Genomic DNA, 17,650 nt, shown 5'->3' with positions numbered 1-17,650 from the left:
TCTTTTAATTATTGCTTAGAGAAATATCTTAACATATTTTCTTTAATTTCATCTAACGTCATTGCATGAAGAGGATAGAAGCCTTCTTCATCCATTGCTAGGCCCCTAACTTTACTAGACTCAACACTTACACCCTGATCAACACAAATTCGATCACAAGCAAGAGTCTTAAGCTGTTCAGCTCCACCAAGTAGGTCACTGCCTTCAATCGTAACAAATAGACCCTTACGATCTAAAAGCTTATCAACAGAAGAAACGACTGCACTATTATAAATCATTAGCCTAGGCTTTGGTTCAGCCGGTGTAGGAGTTTTGGCCTTAATATGAGGCTCAAGAGATCTCCACTGCATAATCTTTTCTTCAAACTCTCTCTTCTCTTCGTCAAATTGCTGGCGATCCTTTGCTAAAAGGTCACTAAATTGAGAAATTTCATCTTTATATTCTTTAACCTGAGCTGAAGTTAGATTCCCGAAAGGAACTTCTTCAGCAGTGATTAGCTGGAGTGTTTTTGTTAGATCATTTAGATAATCTTCTTTTATTAGACTTAGAAGCCTTAGATTCTCAATACCAGTTCCAACTAAGCATAGATTTCTTGTCGCTTTAATATCTTCAAGACTAGCATGGTGTTCATTGTGATAAGTGATTCTTTCATCATCGGCAAGGGCAAGCTCATTAAGAGCATGAACTTGAGCTGCACCCATAGGATTTGCTATTGTTAACTCATTTGAGTAACAGATAAAATCAAAGTCTTCAAAAGATTCAATCGAATTTTTTAATGATTCAAGAACATCTTTACCAAGCTTTTCAAAAACTTCAGGGTTTTCTAATTTTTGGCGTTCAATTTCAGTTGTAGCATTTACCTTAAAAACGACGCGAAAAGTATCGGCCATACGAGAGCGACTCTCCAAGACAGAGTTCGGCGATAAAAAGCGCTTATGAACGCGAATCACTTCCACATTACGGTGGGCGATTTCCCTAAACTCTGCTTGCGAGTCTGTTGGAATTTGACCAATAATTTTAACGTGGACACCTAAGTCTTCAAAAAAACGATAAGCGGCAAGGGCCTTCTTATCACTACCTAAAATCGCGATTTTCATGGCCCGATCTTATAAGCTTAAAGGCTTAATGACAATTAGATACCATTAAATAAAAAGAGATTTCATCTCTCCATTATCCACTACTGAATACTCAGAAAATGCATAAATAAAGTTGATGAATTGCTCCATGGCCTTGAACGAGTGCATCGATTTATCGAACTCACAACCATATTGCATATAAGTGACACCGTCAGCACCTTGAGTTAGTGCGCTGTGACGAATTTTAACGATAACAGGGATATATGATCCTTTTGTAAAATAGAATTTAAGCTTTAGCTCATCCCCTTCTTTTAGCTTTGCATCTGTTTTATCTGTCCACGGAACATTGAAAGAAAGTCCATCATGAGAGATATCAACCATATTGATTGCATAAGAATAACCATCTGACTCAATTACCGAGTAAGCTCCCATAAAGTTATTAAAGCAAATACGCTCAAAGCTTCTACGCTTCTTCTCGATATTCTCTTCTCTCTTTGCTTGGAAGTTGATTACTTTGTTATCAGACATTATTACCCCTTATTACAGATATTTTTGCTGTCTGACTTATCGTCAAAAAGGCATAAATCATGAGGTAAATAAGAGATAAAACTTGCGCTAGGCAAGAAGGTCCAAATGTTAAAAACTAAATAAATTTAGATACTTATCGATATTTTTTCTTTTTCTGCCAAAATGGTGTCGAAGAAATCTCTGAGTGAATCAGTTGATAAGTTTCAAGCCTAGAGTGAACCATCAAACCCTCTTCAGTTTCAGGATCGTACTCTTCGCTAAAAAATGCACAACCTCGGTTCTCTGGCTCATGATTACAATTTGAATATTGGCAGTGACGAGCAATCTCTTCCAAATCAGGGAATAGCTCCATTAGATCATCTGGGTCAATATCATCTAGTGAAAATGATCGAATTCCTGGAGAATCAATAAGGTAGAAGTCCCCAAGATCCACAATCTCAGACCAAGTAGTCGTATGTGAACCCTTTCCAACTTTTCCAACCTGCTTAGTCTTTAGCTCAACTTCGCCATCTGATAAACAAGAAATCGTTTGTGATTTCCCAACACCTGACTGGCCAACAAAAAGGGCCGTCTTCCCCTTTAGGGCCTCTTTAAACTCACTCATCCCACCTTTAAGATATTGAGTCTCATAGTCCTTATCAAGGGCGCAAATCTCGAAATACTTCACACCAAGCTCTTTCAAACGCAGGATTTCATATTGAATATCAAATTCTTCTGGGTCATAGCCATCCATCTTATTGAAAACAATAATCGGCTCAACACCCCACTGAAAAGCACGCACAAGAAAGCGATCGATAATTCCTCGTTTAAATCTTGGCTTAGCAGCGGATGAAACAATAACCAAGTAGTCACAATTGGCCGCAGTAACTTTTCTTTTTGACGTTCTGACTAGAATTCTAAAGATCTCATTTTTACGAGGCATGGCCTCCTTGATGATATATTCACCAGTTTCAGCTATCGTATCTAAACAAACATTATCGCCAACAACTAGAGTTTCTCCTTTTTTTAGGAGATTACCAAGTGCCGTCGCCTTCACTACTTCCTTTGTTTCATCGATGAGACAATCGAAGTCGCGCTGGTGAGAGCGAATGATTTTAGCTTTTAATACGTTATCTGACATAGAATTCCACTGTGTAAACTTTCTATAAACTTTACCATCTCTTCAACATTTTTACATCTTATATTGACAAATGTGGCGAGTGCCATTATTTTAACTGAACACAAAGTCACTGTACGCACTCGTAGCTCAGCTGGATAGAGCATTCGCCTTCTAAGCGAACGGTCTCAGGTTCGAATCCTGACGAGTGCGCCATTTATTTCGACGACTTTCTATGAAACAACAATCTCTTAAATTTACTATTATCGTGGGATGCTTTTGGATCCTAATCATGGGTATTATTAATCTAGTCTTTAAACCATATGGAATTGACTATGATTCAGGTTGGGCCGCCACTTCGGCATTCTTCATTGCAAGTGCCCTGATCTTCAATTACTTAACGAATTCAATTCAAATCTCGAAAGATCACGTAAAGTCTTACTTGCTAGTAATCATAGTCTTCTTGGCCATGGCGCTTTCAATTAATTACATCTTTCCAATTTCAATTATTAAGAAATTTGAAATCATTAATTCGAAAATAATCTTTCCACTTTTTAGTTGGAATGTTTTTGTTTCAAAATCAGCAGATATTATTTTTCAGCAATTACTAATCAATATTCTCATTGAACATTATCTAAAATTCTATAATCGAAGAGATAGTGTAAAATATTTTGGGATATTCTTTGCAGTAATCCACCTGCCTCTATTCTATGTATTTGGACTTAAGGCCTTGTACTTTATCTTGCCGTCAATTGCAGGAGGAGTGCTCTTTGCCTATCTTATTTCATATTTCTATCGCGGCTATCTGCTATCGCTAGGGTTTCACTTCACTTTTTATTTAGGTCTGGGTGTCTTTTTAAGATATTTAAATTAATTTAATCGTCTAAACCATTAAATTTACTTAATTGAAACTTTGACAGTTAAAGGAATTTTCATGAGCTGACGATAAGTAGTGCATGAAACGAATCACTCTAGCATTACTTTCAATTTCTTTCTTTATTTCGTGCTCACCTAGCTATCATGTGGCATATGATGTTGATACGTGTGTAGAGGTATTAGATAATCGCTACACAGGAACAAATCGTTCTCCAAGCTCAATCTATAGAGTGGATGATGTCGTTATTAATCAAAAGAGTAAAGAAGCAGAAATCAAAGTAAGTTCGTGGTCTCATTCCCAATGGTTTTATGAAGGAAAGAAACCACATTACTTTTTCCAAGATACGAAATTGTTTTCTTATCAGGAAGTCGATTGTCCAAAGAAATTCGGTGAAGAATATCGTAAGAAAAATCTAGGTATTGATAAGCGAATCAAAAAAATTGACCTCTAGCCTTATTCAATTCGCTTTAATAATCTATCGTAAGCTGTTTTCTTATAACGAACAGAGATTGCCTGCCAAATATCGACATTTGAATCTTCAATAATTTCACCTTCACCATCTTCTTCCATTGCAGCAACGGCATCAGCATTGGCAGCAAATTCAGAATTCTTCTGAAGCGCATATTGATCTGCAGCTCCCTCTCCAAAGTCAAATTTAAAACCACCATTATTGGCCGCGCCAGCTGCATCAAGACCTTTCCCACCTTTTGCATCAACTGCTAGCCCATCTTGTAGCTCTTCCTCTTCATCATCATTACCAAAGTTAGAACCTTGGTTTGGTTGAGAAAGATATGGAAGTGCAGACATCAGGCCACCTGTTCCACCTGCTCTCTTATTTAAGCCTCCAAACTTTCTTCCAAAAGAAGCTAATAAGTTCTTAGCAACAGGCTTCTTCTTATTCGCCTTCTGTGCACGCTCTAGTGTTTTCTTCATAACTGCATTTGCTTTCTTATTTAGAGCGTTTGCAGATGAACCAAGAGCATCAAAAGCCTCTTGCGTAGTTGGAGAAACAGATGAAGTATCTTGAATACCGTTTGCAGCATTTACAAGTGATCCCACTAAGCTATCAGGCATACTAAATCCAGCAGCATTTAACTTATCTGTTCCACTTACAATATACTTTTTAGCGTTTGGACACGCCTTTGAACCGTTATTAGTCGCGATTTTTGGAAGACCACCAATACATTCAACTTGTTCACCAATTTGCTGAGGAGTATAAGCACTTAGCATTGTCGTTTTCTTTTGTAGAGTCTTTGCTTGAGCACTAGTCACAGAATCAGCAGATCTAAACTTTGCTAAGATAGCATCGATCTTATCAATATTCTTTTGTATCGCATCCGCTTCACTCTCCATTGCTTTTGCTGAAGCTAGAGAAGTACCACTCATTGCAATCCAAAGAGTCCCTCTTTTTATACTTGAAAGCATAAACGTATCCATTGCAGTACCTACAGGTAATTTATAAGCAGCAATTAATCCACCAAGGGCACCAATTAGACTTCCATAGTTACCGGCTTGAGCTTTACTAATTAATAGGGAAAGAAGAGATGCGTAGAAACCTGCTTTTGCGCTTGGTTTAGCTTCTGATACCTTATCAATCCCTTTCGATTGACCTGAGTTCTTTACCGTCTCTTTTGTATGCATTAAACAAGCTGACTCAAGAGTTGCTTTTGTTCCTACAAGTGCTCCATTTGCTGTTTGAATCGTAGCATAAGCAGCATTTAACTTAACAAGAAGAGCTGCAGCCGCTGCTGCACCAGGACCAGTCGCTGCGGCAGCTTTTGTCGTTGCCTTAATCTTGGCCTCACATTCTTTTATTTGAGTTGCTGCGTATGTGTCTCCACCCAATGTACATGTCTGCTTACTTGATTCTTTAACCGTAATTAGCTCAGTTAAAAGAGTGTACTGAGTAGCTGATTCACCTGGTTGTAATTTTAAGGCTTCAATATTCTCTGTTGTTACGGCCGTCGCTTCACATGCAGTCATCGGAGCTTTAGCACCTGCCGCTGTTGTGTTAAAACACGCAGCTGCACCACCTTCTAGGGCCATAATTGTTTTAGCTCTCGCATTGACAGCAGCAGCACATGCCTGTGCTTGAACTAATTCTCCATTCCCTTGAACAAATGCAATACCAGATGCTACAGCAAATGCCGCAGCAGCTGCTTTTTGATATTTTGACTTATCTTCTGCTGTCCCCTTGATTTCCTCTAGGGCCGCTTTCTCTTCTTCAAGCATTTGTTTTTGTGAAACATCAACTTGTCCATCTTCATCAAGTCCTTCATATTCAATTCGATCTTTTCGGTCTTTAAGAGAAGTATTTTGTTTGAAGGCACTCATTAGTTCATTCACTAATAAAATACCTGCACCTAAAGCAGCAGCATAAACATCATAAGGCTTACTTGGTTTAAAGAATAACCAGATTTTTGAAACTAAGAATGCAATCGTAAGCATAATAAGAGGAGCAAAAAGTTGATTGTTGAAAATTCCAAGTCCACCGCTTGCTTCTTCTTTCGTATAGGTCCCACTATTTTGCTGACGCTTGCGGGCCATACTATCGTTATCTGATTCTTGTGCATTCTTTAATTTGAATGACCCATCACCTGACATCGAACGATCTTCTTTCGGAAGTGTACTTTGTGCCATCGCCTGTTGGCCCGTGATATTAAAGCGCGCTTGCTCGATATCAATTGCAATATTGAGATTAATCATCGTGAAGATGATGGTCGCCGTTAATAATTTATTGAGTACGTTTAAGCTTCTCATAAGAATCCCTCTTTAATAATTTATATTTTATTATAGGGCCTTAAGAGTTCCTAAAAAAGCGGGAACTTAAGTGCATTCTCTTTAATATTAGCCACTTAGCTAAGATTAGGAATGCCAAAAAATTGAGTTATTTGAGAATAAATGAACGGTTTTTCTTCTCTCTCACAAGAGCGACCCTCTGCTTGTCCATCTTACGTCCACGATAAGTGGGAACATTAGGATCTGAGGCAATATCGATTTGTTTTTGAACCATAACCTTAAAGGCATCAATCATCGTATCCTCATTACCATCAAGCTCCTCGACTCCATACTTACCTAATTCTTTCACTAGGACGTGTACAGACTCAACAGTTGAAAGTGCTTGCTTATGAGGCTGGTGCTTAATGAGGAATGCTGATTCCTTATCAGAAGAAAAAGAAATTCGAGGAAGCTCATTGATATTTGTTGAAAGCTTCATCATTTTCTTAGCACATGGCCAAGTCCCATCGATCACAAAGATCAAAGGAATTTTATTCTTTAGTAATTCAATGTCTTTGTTTGAAGGTGCAGAAATATTAAGAGCATCTTCACCTGGATAGAGAACCATTGGATAATATCTTTCATCACTTAAAAGATCATTCACCTTCTTATCATTAGTAAAATCAATCCCCATGATTAGTTCACTATTAGCTAATCCAGTATGAGTTATACGACCTGTACCCAGCTTCTCTTTCTTTGCTTCCATTGGATGAATAAGAATGACAATCTTAGAGCGAATTTGAGATGTTTTGATAAGGCTACATACACAAAGTGTTTTGGGCCTTGAACAGCCCATACACTTTATGCGATATGAATTTGTGTCTTTTAAATCTTTAAGCATATATTAGAATAACTGATCCCACTCTTCCTGTGAGAATCCTCTTAGAGTTTTCTTACCTTTTTCTAGAATAGGTCTTTTTATTGCAGATGAATTTTCAACAAGAAGAGAAATTTGCTTTGCCTTTGTTGCTCCTTCAAATTCTTCTTTAATTTTTCTAAAAGTTGGTCCACGCTTATTAGCAGGAAGCTCTCCAAAAGCTTCATCCCATCTCTTTAAATCATCTTTTGTTGGTGGTGTTTTTTTATAATCAATAAACTCGTACGATACACCCTTTGCATCAAGGTACTTAAGAGCTTTTTTTACAGTATCGCAATTTTTTATTCCGTAAACTTTCATCATAAATCCTTTTTTAGAATAACAACCTGGCGACTTAAAATCTCTAAGCTCGCCCCAAGTTCCTTAGCAATATATCGAAAGACTTCTTCGTTGTAAAAACCAACATGAGTCTCGTCACGTAGATACCACCAGTTAGAGAACTTCTCTTTTTCTTCAGGGATAAAGTAAGTCATCACTCCTAAGTGGCCACCTGGTTTTACAAGATCCCAGCACTTCTTAATATCTTTTGCTGGCTCATAGAAATGCTCCCACACTTCTGTAGAAGTAACAAAGTCGTACTGTTTTTCCAAAAGCTCAGGTCTATTTGCATAGTAAATGTCGTAGTCTTCAACATGATGCCCACGCTTTTTCATTTCTTTAGAAATCGTAGGCCCTGGTCCACAGCCAAAGTCTAATCCACGACTATTTTCAGATAATCTTTCACTTAAAGGCAGGATTAATCGATTCAAGAAATCAATATATCCTTGATCTTCACAATTATTTTCATGAGTATCGTAGCGAGATTTTTCAATTTCACTATTAAGCAATTTAGAACGATCTTTAAAAACGTAAGAACAATTCTTACATTCAAAATAATCACTACCTAAAGTATTCGCGTATAAATGAATTGAGTTACTATGACATAATGGACAGTGCATGAAATATTTTTATTACATCGCACCACTAATGAAAAGCTCTTTTAGCCTTTTAAAGCTATTCTTCTTGAAGTTCTTCTTCATTGATTTAGATAATTTTTGTTCCCCTAATTTATTTAGAGACTCAACAAGCATTTGAGGTAATGCGCCACCTTGCGAACTGAGATTAAAAGCCGCCATCGTTACAAAATCGGCCTTACTAGTCTTGAGGATTCTAATCGTAGCAAACTCACCATTTGATGTATCACAATGTTTTGCATCACTTATGACATAATTCGTGCGACACACACTAGGTCGATCTGAGTAAACACGGCAAGTACCCTTATCATCTAAGAATACACAGCCCCTTTGCTTATAAGGAATTGAAAACCAAGCAGCAGAATCATTTCCAGCAGCATATTGGATCGCCAGTAATTCAACATCAACCCTTATTCCATCTTCCAAAATTCGCGTGGCCAACAGCTCCGCCTCATCTTTATTTACGGATACTTGAGTATGGCAACAGGCAGAGCAACCCTTCCGACAAGAAATCATTGCTGCGGCAACAGGATCTGACTTAGCTTCATTCGTATAATGATCAATGATTTCATGAGAAAGCTGAACCCTCTCAATAGGGCCAGCCCTCTTTTGTAGGCGCTTATAGACAGAAATATAAAACTCTCTAAACTCATTTAATTGTGAGTATTTCTTAAAAGTTTCAAGTGCTCTTTGCGGATAATTCAGCTCGACCTCCTGGTCACGGCTAACTCTCTATCACTATTATATTCTAAAGCTCAACTTAAGCTTATCGCTAGGCAACAATGTTCATTTATAAAGTGAAAATGTTCGGCCATAAAAGTGTTTGGCAGTTAAACCAATTTATAGTAAATTTCAAACAAGCGTTTGAATCAAACAATTGTTTGAATATATAAGGGAGTAATTTTATTATGAAAGAGTACTTACGCCACGGACTCAACTTCTCAGTCCTCATGGTACTGATTACTGGCACTTCATTTAGTTGGGCCAATTCCCTTCCTGTCCTGCTCAGTGAGGATAAGCTCATTGCCTGGGCCGAGGAAGAAAACTTTAATCAATTAAGGATCTCATTAGAGGAACTTGCCAAGAAACAAGAAAGAGCAAAGTATGATGAAAACTTTGGTTTCAAATTAGATGCTCAAGCTAATTATCAAGAAACGAAAGAGAAATCTTTTGCACAGTTTATTCCGGTAACCTCTCCACTAGCAGATTTTCAAATGAAATTAAGTAAGAATTCTAAATACGGTCTTTCTTACGGAGTCTTGGTTAATGCAAATCAATACTCAAATAATTTCGTAAAAGATGGAACGACTTCTTCTGCAGGTGCATTCTTAGCTTTAGATATCTACAAGGATTTCCTAGGTTCAACTTCAAGAGCACAGGACGCAAGCCTTATGGTTCAAGAAGAGATTGCAAAGAGACAAAGAACAATTTCTTCACATGCATTTATTCAGGAAGTAAGAAAGCTATATTGGAAAATTGTAGCAAATAACGAATCAACTAAGATTGCTAAGGCACTTCTAAAAACAACAAAAGAGCTAGAAAAAGACACAAAGAAGAGATACCGCAGTAATATCGCTGACAAAGGTGATCTTTCACGTATTAGCTCTCAGGTTGAAGCTCGTAATGGCCAGCTATATCTACTTGAGTTTGAAAGAAATGAATTACTTAAAACACTTAAGTCTCTCTTTCCTGAAAAGCTAGGTGGTAAGACAGTACAATTAGAATCTTATGATCTTGATAGTACGGTTGAAGAAGTTATGGGTTGTACTCAAACTATTGCTCAACACTCGTCTTCCCTACCACTTGAGTATACTGAATATGATGAAGTTCTTGGACTACTTCAAAAAGATTTAGAACTTTCTCAAAAAGTTAATAATAACTACGACAAATCGGATCTAAAACTAACGACTCAATTTGAAGTTGTTGGAAAAGAGTATAGTTACTCAAATAGTTTTCAAGAAATGACTGACAATGGAGATAATCGTTTTTCAGTTGGTATTCAATGGACTATGCCGATTGGTGGAGAAAAGGATAAGACAAGAGAGATTCAAGACAAAATTATCAAACGTCAAAACCTTGCTCAAGCACAAGAAGTGAAAGGAAAGCTCGATGCGTTCCATGCACAAACACTTCGATCAGTACTAACACTACAAAATGTTATTAGAGCTCAAAAAAGAAATGAAGTTCACCTAAGAGAAACATTAAAAGACTCTAAGAGAAAGTTTAAACAGGCCCGTGTTACATCACAAGACCTCTTGATCGATGAGAACCAACTTTTAAACTCAAATCTTGATGAAGTTAGTACAAAGTATCAAGTAATAGAAACTATTATCAATTACTTCACAGTTTTCAACCAAACACCGTGTAAGTTAAATAGAAGAGTTAAGCTATGAATCAATTATCAAAATTCTTTATAGAGAATCATAAGTTTACGATCGTTGTTACGTTTTTCCTTTTAATCTATGGATTAATGGGATTAAACAAAATGACATCAGAATCATACCCAACAGTTTCCTTTGCTACAGCAGTCGTAACGACAATTTATGATGGTGCTTCAGCAAATGATATTGAAATTAAAATTACAAAACCGATTGAAGATGAAATTAGAACTGTTTCTGGAGTAAAAGACGTTAAGTCAACTTCTCAAGCAGGTTTATCTAAAATTATCATCCGCGTTGATATGGATAATGTTGACAGTGTTGATGATGTAATGAGTGATCTACAAAAGGCAGTCGATCGTGTATCTGATCTTCCACAAGATCTACAAGATGCACCGCTCTTCCAAGAAATTGCTTCGGATGAAATTCCAGTTTATCAAATTGCTCTTGTTGGACCAAACAACGTCAGAGAAAGAGATGAAGTAGCAGATATTCTTAAAGAAGATATTGAAGATATCAAGGCCGTAAAAGGCGTAACACTTGATGGCTTTGCAAAGAGAAAATTTGAAATCATTCTTGATCTTCAAAAACTTGAAAGACAACACATTGGTATCGACGAGGTTTTAAATAAACTACGTCTTAGAAATGTGAACGTTCCAGGTGGTACACTTAAAACTGACAATGACCAAAAACTTGTTCGTATTGAAGCAAAAGTTAGAAATGTTGAAGAGCTTAAAAATATTCTTATTCGTTCGAACTTTTCTGGGGCAAATATCTTTTTAGAAGATGTTGCTCAAGTAATCGATGGAAAAGAAGAAAAGAAAGTAATCACTTCATACAATGGTGAAGAAGCGACTCTTATCACAATCTCTAAAAAATCAGGTGAAGACACAATCGCGATGGTTGAAGAGATTAAAGCTCATATGGAGAAGTTTGAAAAACGCTATCCTGAGTACAAGTTCTATGTATACAACAACGAAGAATTAAAAGTTGTTAACAAACTTGAAGTACTAGCTTCCAACGCAGTTTCAGGTCTACTGCTTGTAATCTTCTTCTTATTTATTTTCCTTCCTGGACGTATTGGACTTCTAGCAAGTATGTCTCTACCACTTGCTGTATTCGGTACTCTTGGGTTTATGCCAGATTATGGACTGACACTAAATGCGATGACAGTTCTAGCGCTAGTTATTGCTCTAGGTATGCTTGTTGATAACAGTGTTGTTATCAGTGAAAACTTCACTCGTCTAATGAATGAAGAAGGATATAGTGCTAAAGAAGCAGCCCTTTCAAGTGTTAAGTCTCTTTGGCTTCCAATTACGGGAACAGCGATGACAACGATTGCGGCCTTCATCCCAATGCTAGTAACGAAAGGGATCATGGGACAATTTATTATGGCGATTCCAATCATCGTAACTGTTTCTCTGATTCTTTCATTAGTTGAATCATTCTTCTTACTTCCAATGAGACTTGCAAAGTACTCAGGTTCAGCAAAGAAGACTGGTACAGAAAAGAAAGCAGACTGGTTTACTAAGTTTCAAGCAAAGTTTGAATCGTTAATGACTATCGCGATTAGACACCGCTATATTTCAGCATTTTTCTTTACAACTATTATTATCGGCTCACTTGTTTTCATGGCCGTTGGTAATAAATTTATTCTCTTCCCAGCAGATCAAACAGAAATTTACCTTTCTCGCTTTGAAGCTAAAAGAGGAACTCCTGTTGAGAAGACAGAAGAATATATGCTTGAAGTAAGTCGTAAGATCAAAGAAAAGATCGGTGACCAAGCTAAGCATATCGTTGGTTTCTCGGGGAAAGCTGCTATTGGTTTCTCTGATCCAAAAGATAAAGAAGGTAATAACGTAGGTCTACTATTCATTTACGTAAATGATTATGCAAAATTTAATATTGCTGAAACGCAGATGCTTAAGAAACTTCGTGAAATTAAAGTTGAAGGACTTAAGTCATTAACATTTGAATCTCAAGTTAACGGTCCACCTGTTGGTGAAGATATTCAAGGTACATTCAGAGCAAATAGTTTTGATCAACTTGATGCAATCATTGGTGAGATTTCAGGAGAGCTAGGAAAGATCGATGGAATTCTTGATCTAAAAACTGATGATGTATACGGTGATGAAGAAGTTTACGTAGATATCGACTATGTTCGTGCAGATCAGCTAGGTGTATCAGCTTCTCAAATTGGTACGGCCATTAGAGCAGCTATCGCAGGAAGTATTGCAAGTACTGTAACATTAGATAATAAGGATGTAGACCTTGAAGTACGCTTTAAGAAAGCACTTAGAGGTAAACCAAATGATATTCTTAACATTCAAGTTATGGATAATCGTGGAAACCTTATTCCACTAAAGTCATTTGCCAAAATTCGTAAAGAGAATGGTACTCCAAATGTTAAGCGTTATGACTTCAAAAGGTCTAAAACACTAATTGGCTCTGTTGATAATATTAATGCGACATCTGCAATGGCAAATATCAAGCTAAAGCAGATCTTTGATAAGGTTTCAGCTAAATATCCAGGTGTTTCACTACGCTTTGGTGGTGCCGCAGAAAGTACGAAAGAATCACTGGAGTCACTCGCTCAAGCAGGTGTCCTTGCAATTATTGCTATTTTTGCAATTCTTGTATTCCTGTTTAAGAGTTTTCTTCGTCCAATGATCATTATGATGACAATCCCTCTTGGATTTATTGGTTTCTCAATTGCCTTTGCGACGCCAATCCTTAGTGGTTACCCTGATCGTTCACGTCCAATCAGCTTCCTTGCCTTAATTGGTATTATTGGTCTAGCTGGGATTATCGTAAACTCAGGTATTGTTCTAATCAGCTTCATTGATGAGTTAAGAGCAGAAGGAAAACTTAGTTTAAATGAAATTCTTGTTAAAGCTTCTGGCTTACGTTTGAGAGCTGTACTTGTTACTTCTCTTACGACTGTATCGGGACTATTACCGACAGCTTACGGAATTGGTGGTTCAGATGCCATGCTTGTTCCAATGACGATGTCGATGGCATGGGGGCTAACTTCGGGAACAATTATGACTCTTATCTTCATTCCATGTGCTTACGCAATTATTGAAGACTTTGTTGAGTTTACGGATAGAATTTCGAATAAGATTTTCAAGAAAGGAAACACAGCTCAATCAAATAATGAAGAAGCTCCTACTGAGATCGTAGAGACGAAAGAGGTAGAAGTATAATGAGCAAGACAACTAGAGATTTAATTTTAGCAACTGCGAGTCGGCTTTTTGCCGACCGCGGTTATGATAATACTTCAATTCGTGACATTGCAAAGGAAGCAGATGCGAATGTTTCTGCAATAAATTACCACTTTAAATCAAAAGCTGGACTTTATGCAGAAGTATTAAATGAAAACGTTTTACGTATGCGTGATAAGCTAGACGAGATCAAAGGACAGATTTCTTCAACTGAAGACCTGGCCATTGAAATCTACAAATACTTCATGGATGAAAGTAATACTTTCTTTAATTCCATGAAACTCTTTCTTATGAATACACTTCCACTGGATGAAGCAATTATGCCTCCAACATGCCTAGAGGAACCAATGGGGCCTCCTGGGACACATGTTTTAATGGAACTGATTCAGAAAGAAATTAATTATTCTGGTGATGAAGAAAAGCTCATCTGGGCCGCTAGAAATATCATGCATAATATCATCATTATCTCTCTTGTTGCCCAGTCTTCTTTTATCAAACTCATGAAAGAAAAGGTCTGCAATTTCTCTGAAGAGGAAAAAATTGAGTCTATTAAAAGAAATGTTCGTTCAACTTTAAATTTTATTAGATAAATCCGATCAGACACATAGAAGGAATTTTTTCTATGTGTCGATTATTTGGATTTAGATCAGTTATATTAAGTCAAGTTCACCAAAGCCTTGTTCAGGCTGACAATGCCCTTGAGGTACAAAGTCGAGAACACCCACATGGTTGGGGCGTTGCCTACTATGTAAGAAACTCACCACATATTATCAAATCTACTTGTGCTGCACTCGAAGATAAGATCTTCAAAAAGGTTTCTGGTGTAGTTTCATCACAAACCGTACTTGGACATATTCGAAAGGCCACCATTGGAGAGACTAATATTCTTAACACTCACCCATTTCAATATGGGCATTGGACCTTCGCACACAATGGAAATATTAAAAATTTTGATGAGTGTCGTGACAAGATTCTTTCACATATCCCAGAGTATTTTCAAAAATTTATTTTAGGGACAACTGACAGTGAGGTTCTCTTCTACTTTCTCCTTTCAAAGATCTCAAAAGAGATCAACTTAAGTGAAGAAGAAATTGATATCGAATTTGTCACAAATATTATCAACAGTGCAATTGATGAGCTTATTGAAATTATTGGCGAATTGAACTTTGATCCAAAAGCTCCACCAACAGATAACTTCATTTCATTTATCTTAACAAATGGAAACCTTATGCTTGCCTTTAATGGTGGTAAAAAGCTTTACTATTCTACATATAAGAATAAATGTCTCGATCGAGATACCTGTAGTAGTTTTTCCCCAGAATGTGAGGCACCAACTAAGACAGGTTTTGTAAACCATCTAATCTTTTCAAGTGAGCCACTATCTGGTGACAATATTTGGATTGATCTTAAGCCTATGGAAATTATGGGTGTAGATTTTAAAATGAGATTATTTAACAAAAGCCTTAGATAGCTCGATAGAATTTCCCCGAGTTTAAGTACTCATGGTAATCATCCATTTTATATACCTTCATTCTACTGATCGAGTAATCATAAATAACAGATTGGAGCATCTGAGGGTTTAATCGCGATGTAGCAAATGCTTCCCAAAGGGCCTTGTACTCATTCCCATCAATAGCTTCATCAGCAAATAAGATATGACAAATTGCGAGATACTTAAGCTTTGAATCTTCTTTCTTAATACCTTTGAAAACCCTTTCAATGTACTTCTTATTTAAAAAGCCATTGATTTTTTCAAGGTCATAACGATCATTTAAAACAAGATTAATTATCAGAAGAATCTCTTCTTCTACGACCTTACCTGATAAGATTTCATCGATACCCTCAACAATCCCTTTTTTTCTTCCAGATTTAATAAAATCAGAAAAAGTTGTCAGTCTATTCTCATCTAATCTTAAGAAGTGTTTCGCAAAAGTTAGAAATAGCATATTGGCCATATCGTAAAGCGGTTTCTCTTCGTGCCATATTTTACGTATAAATTTACGATTTTTCTTAAAGACAGTTGGTACTTGAATAAGGACACTAAAGAGCCAAAATACCTGTTCTATATTATTAACGACGAAGTTCGCATCGTAGTTATCAAAAAACCACTCTTCTTCTTTTTCAGTTAATTCGTGATCTGCGAGAAGGACAATCAAAGAAATAAATGGAGAGACAACTTTCCAGCTATCGTCGTGAAACTCACCAAGATGCATCTTCTTAATAACTGATTTAACAGCTGCAATTTCCCTTTTATTTACTTCGCCATCAGACTTTACAGCGGCAATGACTTCATTACGCATCTTTAGAATTTCATCTTTAGAATATGCATTTACTGCCAAAACATTCTTAATATCAAATGAATGGATTGGAACCTTTGGCATGTGTCCACTAATATGACGTAAAATATTTCGAAGGCTTTCAAATTCAGCTTGATCCAAAACACCATCATTAGAATATGAGATCATTAATGAGAACAATAAGGCATTTGAGTAATCTCTAAGTCCTGCTCTATTAAAGTAATGGGTACGATAAAATCCATCTCTGATATATTCAAGATCTTCTTCTTTAATCTCTAGATGTTCATAAGCTTCACGTAATACATTTGGCGCTTTCTTATTTCTAATCTTCGTACTAAATACGTCAAAAAGGCGAAAGAAAATCTGCTTCTTTTCCTCATAAGTAAACTTAGCATTGATATATTTGAATGAGCTTTTCCATCGATTGTAAAAGGATTGATCTTCATCAATTTCATTAATAATTTTTTCAACTTGATTATAGGAGCTAAAAGACCATGAATAGAAATAAGCAAAGAAATTCTTTCGAAGTACCTTATCAATATGTAAATCCTCACATATTTCATGGCACATCAATAGAATGACATCTTCTTTAATCAACGCTTACCTCTTTTCTTGCCATCGAAAATCTTAATCTTAGGCACATAAGTATAACAGGCCCCTAAATAGAAGGAACATATAATATAATAAACCCAAATCATTGCTACGAGTAGGTTATAAAAACTTCCGTAGTCACTAACTAAATCATCTTTAAAATACTTAAGATAAACCCAATAAGTCGATTTGCCGATGAAGAAGCACATAACAAATACGCATGCACCACAGAGCGCATCTTTATAGCTAACCTTGATTTGTGCTGAGACCTTATATACAAGAGCAAAGGTTGTAATTGTAAATGGTAACAAGAGTAATTCAATAAGATAATAAAGTTCATTTGAGTGTTTTGTTACATTTGATAACAAACCAACAATCACATTCTTTTCCATCAAAAATGAAACGATTAGAAAAAAGAGAGCTAAGACAACACCAAAAATAGCAGATCTTAGATCATCTTGAATCATTCCCCCGTCAATATCCACTTTTGAAAGAGTATTAATTCCAAAAATAAATGAAGTACTAATACCTAAACAAGCAAAGAACCAAAGACCAAGCTGATGCCAGTCCACAAATGAGCCCTTTACCTGCTCTTCTACTAGATGCTTAATAGCATTTAAGACAGAAGTATCAATTTGTGGAAAATTTGAAAAGATCATTGAAATGATATGTTCTTTTGCCGTATCACTATCACCTAGATAAGCACCAATAATTGAGATAAGAATCATGATCGCCGGGCCAAAACTTAAGATCGTAAAGAAAGTTGTTGCACCGGCCAGTACTTCTCCTTTTCTCTTTTTAAATAAAAAAATTGAGGCAATTAAGCGAAGTACGAATGTCTTACAAAATTCAAGAAAGTCTTTTTCAATTTTGTCAGGATCGAGCCTAACGGCGTTCATATATTTTTTCATTTGCTATTCAGGTACGAATACCTGACTCCCTTTCTCTTCTTTTCATCGATTCCTATATATATTC

16 protein-coding genes and 1 tRNA gene are annotated in these 17,650 nt (G+C 36.5%); 7 read left to right on the top strand and 10 right to left on the bottom strand.

What is annotated here, in order from left to right; translation table 11 throughout:
- Positions 1 to 8: 8 nt before the first annotated feature.
- The 3 genes from ACMAWV_RS03690 to rsgA all read right to left on the bottom strand — a co-directional run bounded on the left by ACMAWV_RS03690 (position 9) and on the right by rsgA (position 2,724).
- On the bottom strand, positions 9 to 1,097 hold the full coding sequence (locus tag ACMAWV_RS03690; RefSeq protein ID WP_392990836.1) for a hypothetical protein: 1,089 nt from the start codon (positions 1,095 to 1,097) through the stop codon (positions 9 to 11).
- A gap of 45 nt (positions 1,098 to 1,142) precedes the next feature.
- On the bottom strand, positions 1,143 to 1,604 hold the full coding sequence (locus tag ACMAWV_RS03685) for a PilZ domain-containing protein (protein ID WP_103218986.1): 462 nt from the start codon (positions 1,602 to 1,604) through the stop codon (positions 1,143 to 1,145).
- 133 nt (positions 1,605 to 1,737) lie between these two features.
- Positions 1,738 to 2,724: a ribosome small subunit-dependent GTPase A gene (rsgA, locus tag ACMAWV_RS03680; RefSeq protein ID WP_103218985.1), complete on the bottom strand. Its 987-nt coding sequence runs from the start codon at positions 2,722 to 2,724 to the stop codon at positions 1,738 to 1,740.
- Positions 2,725 to 2,839: 115 nt separating this feature from the next.
- On the opposite strand from rsgA, the gene ACMAWV_RS03675 reads away from it, so the two are divergent.
- The 3 genes from ACMAWV_RS03675 to ACMAWV_RS03665 all read left to right on the top strand — a co-directional run bounded on the left by ACMAWV_RS03675 (position 2,840) and on the right by ACMAWV_RS03665 (position 4,028).
- Positions 2,840 to 2,916 (top strand) — tRNA-Arg (locus ACMAWV_RS03675).
- 19 nt (positions 2,917 to 2,935) lie between these two features.
- Positions 2,936 to 3,574: a hypothetical protein gene (locus tag ACMAWV_RS03670; protein WP_412462973.1), complete on the top strand. Its 639-nt coding sequence runs from the start codon at positions 2,936 to 2,938 to the stop codon at positions 3,572 to 3,574.
- A gap of 82 nt (positions 3,575 to 3,656) precedes the next feature.
- On the top strand, positions 3,657 to 4,028 hold the full coding sequence (locus ACMAWV_RS03665) for a hypothetical protein (protein WP_412469924.1): 372 nt from the start codon (positions 3,657 to 3,659) through the stop codon (positions 4,026 to 4,028).
- A gap of 2 nt (positions 4,029 to 4,030) precedes the next feature.
- On the opposite strand, the gene ACMAWV_RS03660 is transcribed toward ACMAWV_RS03665, so the two are convergent.
- From ACMAWV_RS03660 to ACMAWV_RS03640, 5 genes are all read right to left on the bottom strand, one after another.
- Positions 4,031 to 6,337: a hypothetical protein gene (locus ACMAWV_RS03660; protein ID WP_412469925.1), complete on the bottom strand. Its 2,307-nt coding sequence runs from the start codon at positions 6,335 to 6,337 to the stop codon at positions 4,031 to 4,033.
- 127 nt (positions 6,338 to 6,464) lie between these two features.
- Positions 6,465 to 7,196 carry a tRNA-uridine aminocarboxypropyltransferase gene (locus tag ACMAWV_RS03655; protein WP_103218981.1) on the bottom strand — a complete coding sequence of 244 codons (732 nt, stop codon included), beginning with the start codon at positions 7,194 to 7,196 and terminating at the stop codon, positions 6,465 to 6,467.
- A gap of 3 nt (positions 7,197 to 7,199) precedes the next feature.
- Complete coding sequence (locus ACMAWV_RS03650) at positions 7,200 to 7,532, bottom strand: arsenate reductase family protein (protein WP_233189733.1); 333 nt, start codon at positions 7,530 to 7,532, stop codon at positions 7,200 to 7,202.
- A complete protein-coding gene (locus tag ACMAWV_RS03645; RefSeq protein ID WP_103218979.1) occupies positions 7,532 to 8,170 on the bottom strand; it encodes a class I SAM-dependent methyltransferase in 639 nt (212 codons plus the stop codon). The genes ACMAWV_RS03650 and ACMAWV_RS03645 overlap by 1 nt, the downstream gene beginning before the upstream one ends.
- Before the next feature lie 12 nt (positions 8,171 to 8,182).
- Complete coding sequence (locus ACMAWV_RS03640; RefSeq protein WP_412462975.1) at positions 8,183 to 8,701, bottom strand: YkgJ family cysteine cluster protein; 519 nt, start codon at positions 8,699 to 8,701, stop codon at positions 8,183 to 8,185.
- Between the two features lie 392 nt (positions 8,702 to 9,093).
- On the opposite strand from ACMAWV_RS03640, the gene ACMAWV_RS03635 reads away from it, so the two are divergent.
- The 4 genes from ACMAWV_RS03635 to ACMAWV_RS03620 are packed head-to-tail and all read left to right on the top strand — an operon-like array spanning position 9,094 to position 15,258.
- Positions 9,094 to 10,578, top strand: coding sequence for a TolC family protein (locus ACMAWV_RS03635; RefSeq protein WP_392990827.1), 1,485 nt, complete (start codon positions 9,094 to 9,096; stop codon positions 10,576 to 10,578).
- The gene (locus tag ACMAWV_RS03630; protein WP_412462976.1) at positions 10,575 to 13,769 is read left to right on the top strand and encodes an efflux RND transporter permease subunit; all 3,195 of its coding nucleotides are present in this window, start codon (positions 10,575 to 10,577) and stop codon (positions 13,767 to 13,769) included. Before ACMAWV_RS03635 ends, ACMAWV_RS03630 begins: the two co-directional genes overlap by 4 nt.
- Complete coding sequence (locus ACMAWV_RS03625; protein WP_103218975.1) at positions 13,769 to 14,377, top strand: TetR/AcrR family transcriptional regulator; 609 nt, start codon at positions 13,769 to 13,771, stop codon at positions 14,375 to 14,377. The genes ACMAWV_RS03630 and ACMAWV_RS03625 overlap by 1 nt, the downstream gene beginning before the upstream one ends.
- A 32-nt stretch (positions 14,378 to 14,409) precedes the next feature.
- Positions 14,410 to 15,258: a class II glutamine amidotransferase gene (locus tag ACMAWV_RS03620; protein WP_392990823.1), complete on the top strand. Its 849-nt coding sequence runs from the start codon at positions 14,410 to 14,412 to the stop codon at positions 15,256 to 15,258.
- Here the strand turns inward: ACMAWV_RS03620 and ACMAWV_RS03615 are convergent.
- Complete coding sequence (locus ACMAWV_RS03615; protein ID WP_412469926.1) at positions 15,251 to 16,681, bottom strand: hypothetical protein; 1,431 nt, start codon at positions 16,679 to 16,681, stop codon at positions 15,251 to 15,253. The genes ACMAWV_RS03620 and ACMAWV_RS03615 overlap by 8 nt on opposite strands.
- Positions 16,678 to 17,574, bottom strand: coding sequence for a YihY/virulence factor BrkB family protein (locus ACMAWV_RS03610; protein ID WP_412462978.1), 897 nt, complete (start codon positions 17,572 to 17,574; stop codon positions 16,678 to 16,680). Before ACMAWV_RS03610 ends, ACMAWV_RS03615 begins: the two co-directional genes overlap by 4 nt.
- Positions 17,575 to 17,650: the final 76 nt, after the last annotated feature.

Origin of the sequence: Halobacteriovorax sp. RT-1-1 (assembly GCF_047085455.1) — a bacterium.
In the GTDB taxonomy this organism is placed as follows: domain Bacteria; phylum Bdellovibrionota; class Bacteriovoracia; order Bacteriovoracales; family Bacteriovoracaceae; genus Halobacteriovorax_A.
Note: the sequence above shows the minus strand (reverse complement) of the source record. Positions and strands in the feature narration are given on the sequence as shown.

Excerpts from the sequence above, each read along its gene's own strand:
- rsgA (WP_103218985.1), bottom strand. The coding sequence starts at position 2,724 with ATGTCAGATAACGTATTAAAAGCTAAAATCATTCGCTCTCACCAGCGC.
- ACMAWV_RS03635 (WP_392990827.1), top strand. The coding sequence starts at position 9,094 with ATGAAAGAGTACTTACGCCACGGACTCAACTTCTCAGTCCTCATGGTA.
- ACMAWV_RS03685 (WP_103218986.1), bottom strand. The coding sequence starts at position 1,604 with ATGTCTGATAACAAAGTAATCAACTTCCAAGCAAAGAGAGAAGAGAAT.
- ACMAWV_RS03660 (WP_412469925.1), bottom strand. The coding sequence starts at position 6,337 with ATGAGAAGCTTAAACGTACTCAATAAATTATTAACGGCGACCATCATC.
- ACMAWV_RS03655 (WP_103218981.1), bottom strand. The coding sequence starts at position 7,196 with ATGCTTAAAGATTTAAAAGACACAAATTCATATCGCATAAAGTGTATG.
- ACMAWV_RS03625 (WP_103218975.1), top strand. The coding sequence starts at position 13,769 with ATGAGCAAGACAACTAGAGATTTAATTTTAGCAACTGCGAGTCGGCTT.
- ACMAWV_RS03620 (WP_392990823.1), top strand. The coding sequence starts at position 14,410 with ATGTGTCGATTATTTGGATTTAGATCAGTTATATTAAGTCAAGTTCAC.
- ACMAWV_RS03640 (WP_412462975.1), bottom strand. The coding sequence starts at position 8,701 with ATGATTTCTTGTCGGAAGGGTTGCTCTGCCTGTTGCCATACTCAAGTA.
- ACMAWV_RS03610 (WP_412462978.1), bottom strand. The coding sequence starts at position 17,574 with ATGAACGCCGTTAGGCTCGATCCTGACAAAATTGAAAAAGACTTTCTT.
- ACMAWV_RS03630 (WP_412462976.1), top strand. The coding sequence starts at position 10,575 with ATGAATCAATTATCAAAATTCTTTATAGAGAATCATAAGTTTACGATC.
- ACMAWV_RS03665 (WP_412469924.1), top strand. The coding sequence starts at position 3,657 with ATGAAACGAATCACTCTAGCATTACTTTCAATTTCTTTCTTTATTTCG.
- ACMAWV_RS03670 (WP_412462973.1), top strand. The coding sequence starts at position 2,936 with ATGAAACAACAATCTCTTAAATTTACTATTATCGTGGGATGCTTTTGG.
- ACMAWV_RS03690 (WP_392990836.1), bottom strand. The coding sequence starts at position 1,097 with ATGAAAATCGCGATTTTAGGTAGTGATAAGAAGGCCCTTGCCGCTTAT.
- ACMAWV_RS03645 (WP_103218979.1), bottom strand. The coding sequence starts at position 8,170 with ATGCACTGTCCATTATGTCATAGTAACTCAATTCATTTATACGCGAAT.
- ACMAWV_RS03650 (WP_233189733.1), bottom strand. The coding sequence starts at position 7,532 with ATGAAAGTTTACGGAATAAAAAATTGCGATACTGTAAAAAAAGCTCTT.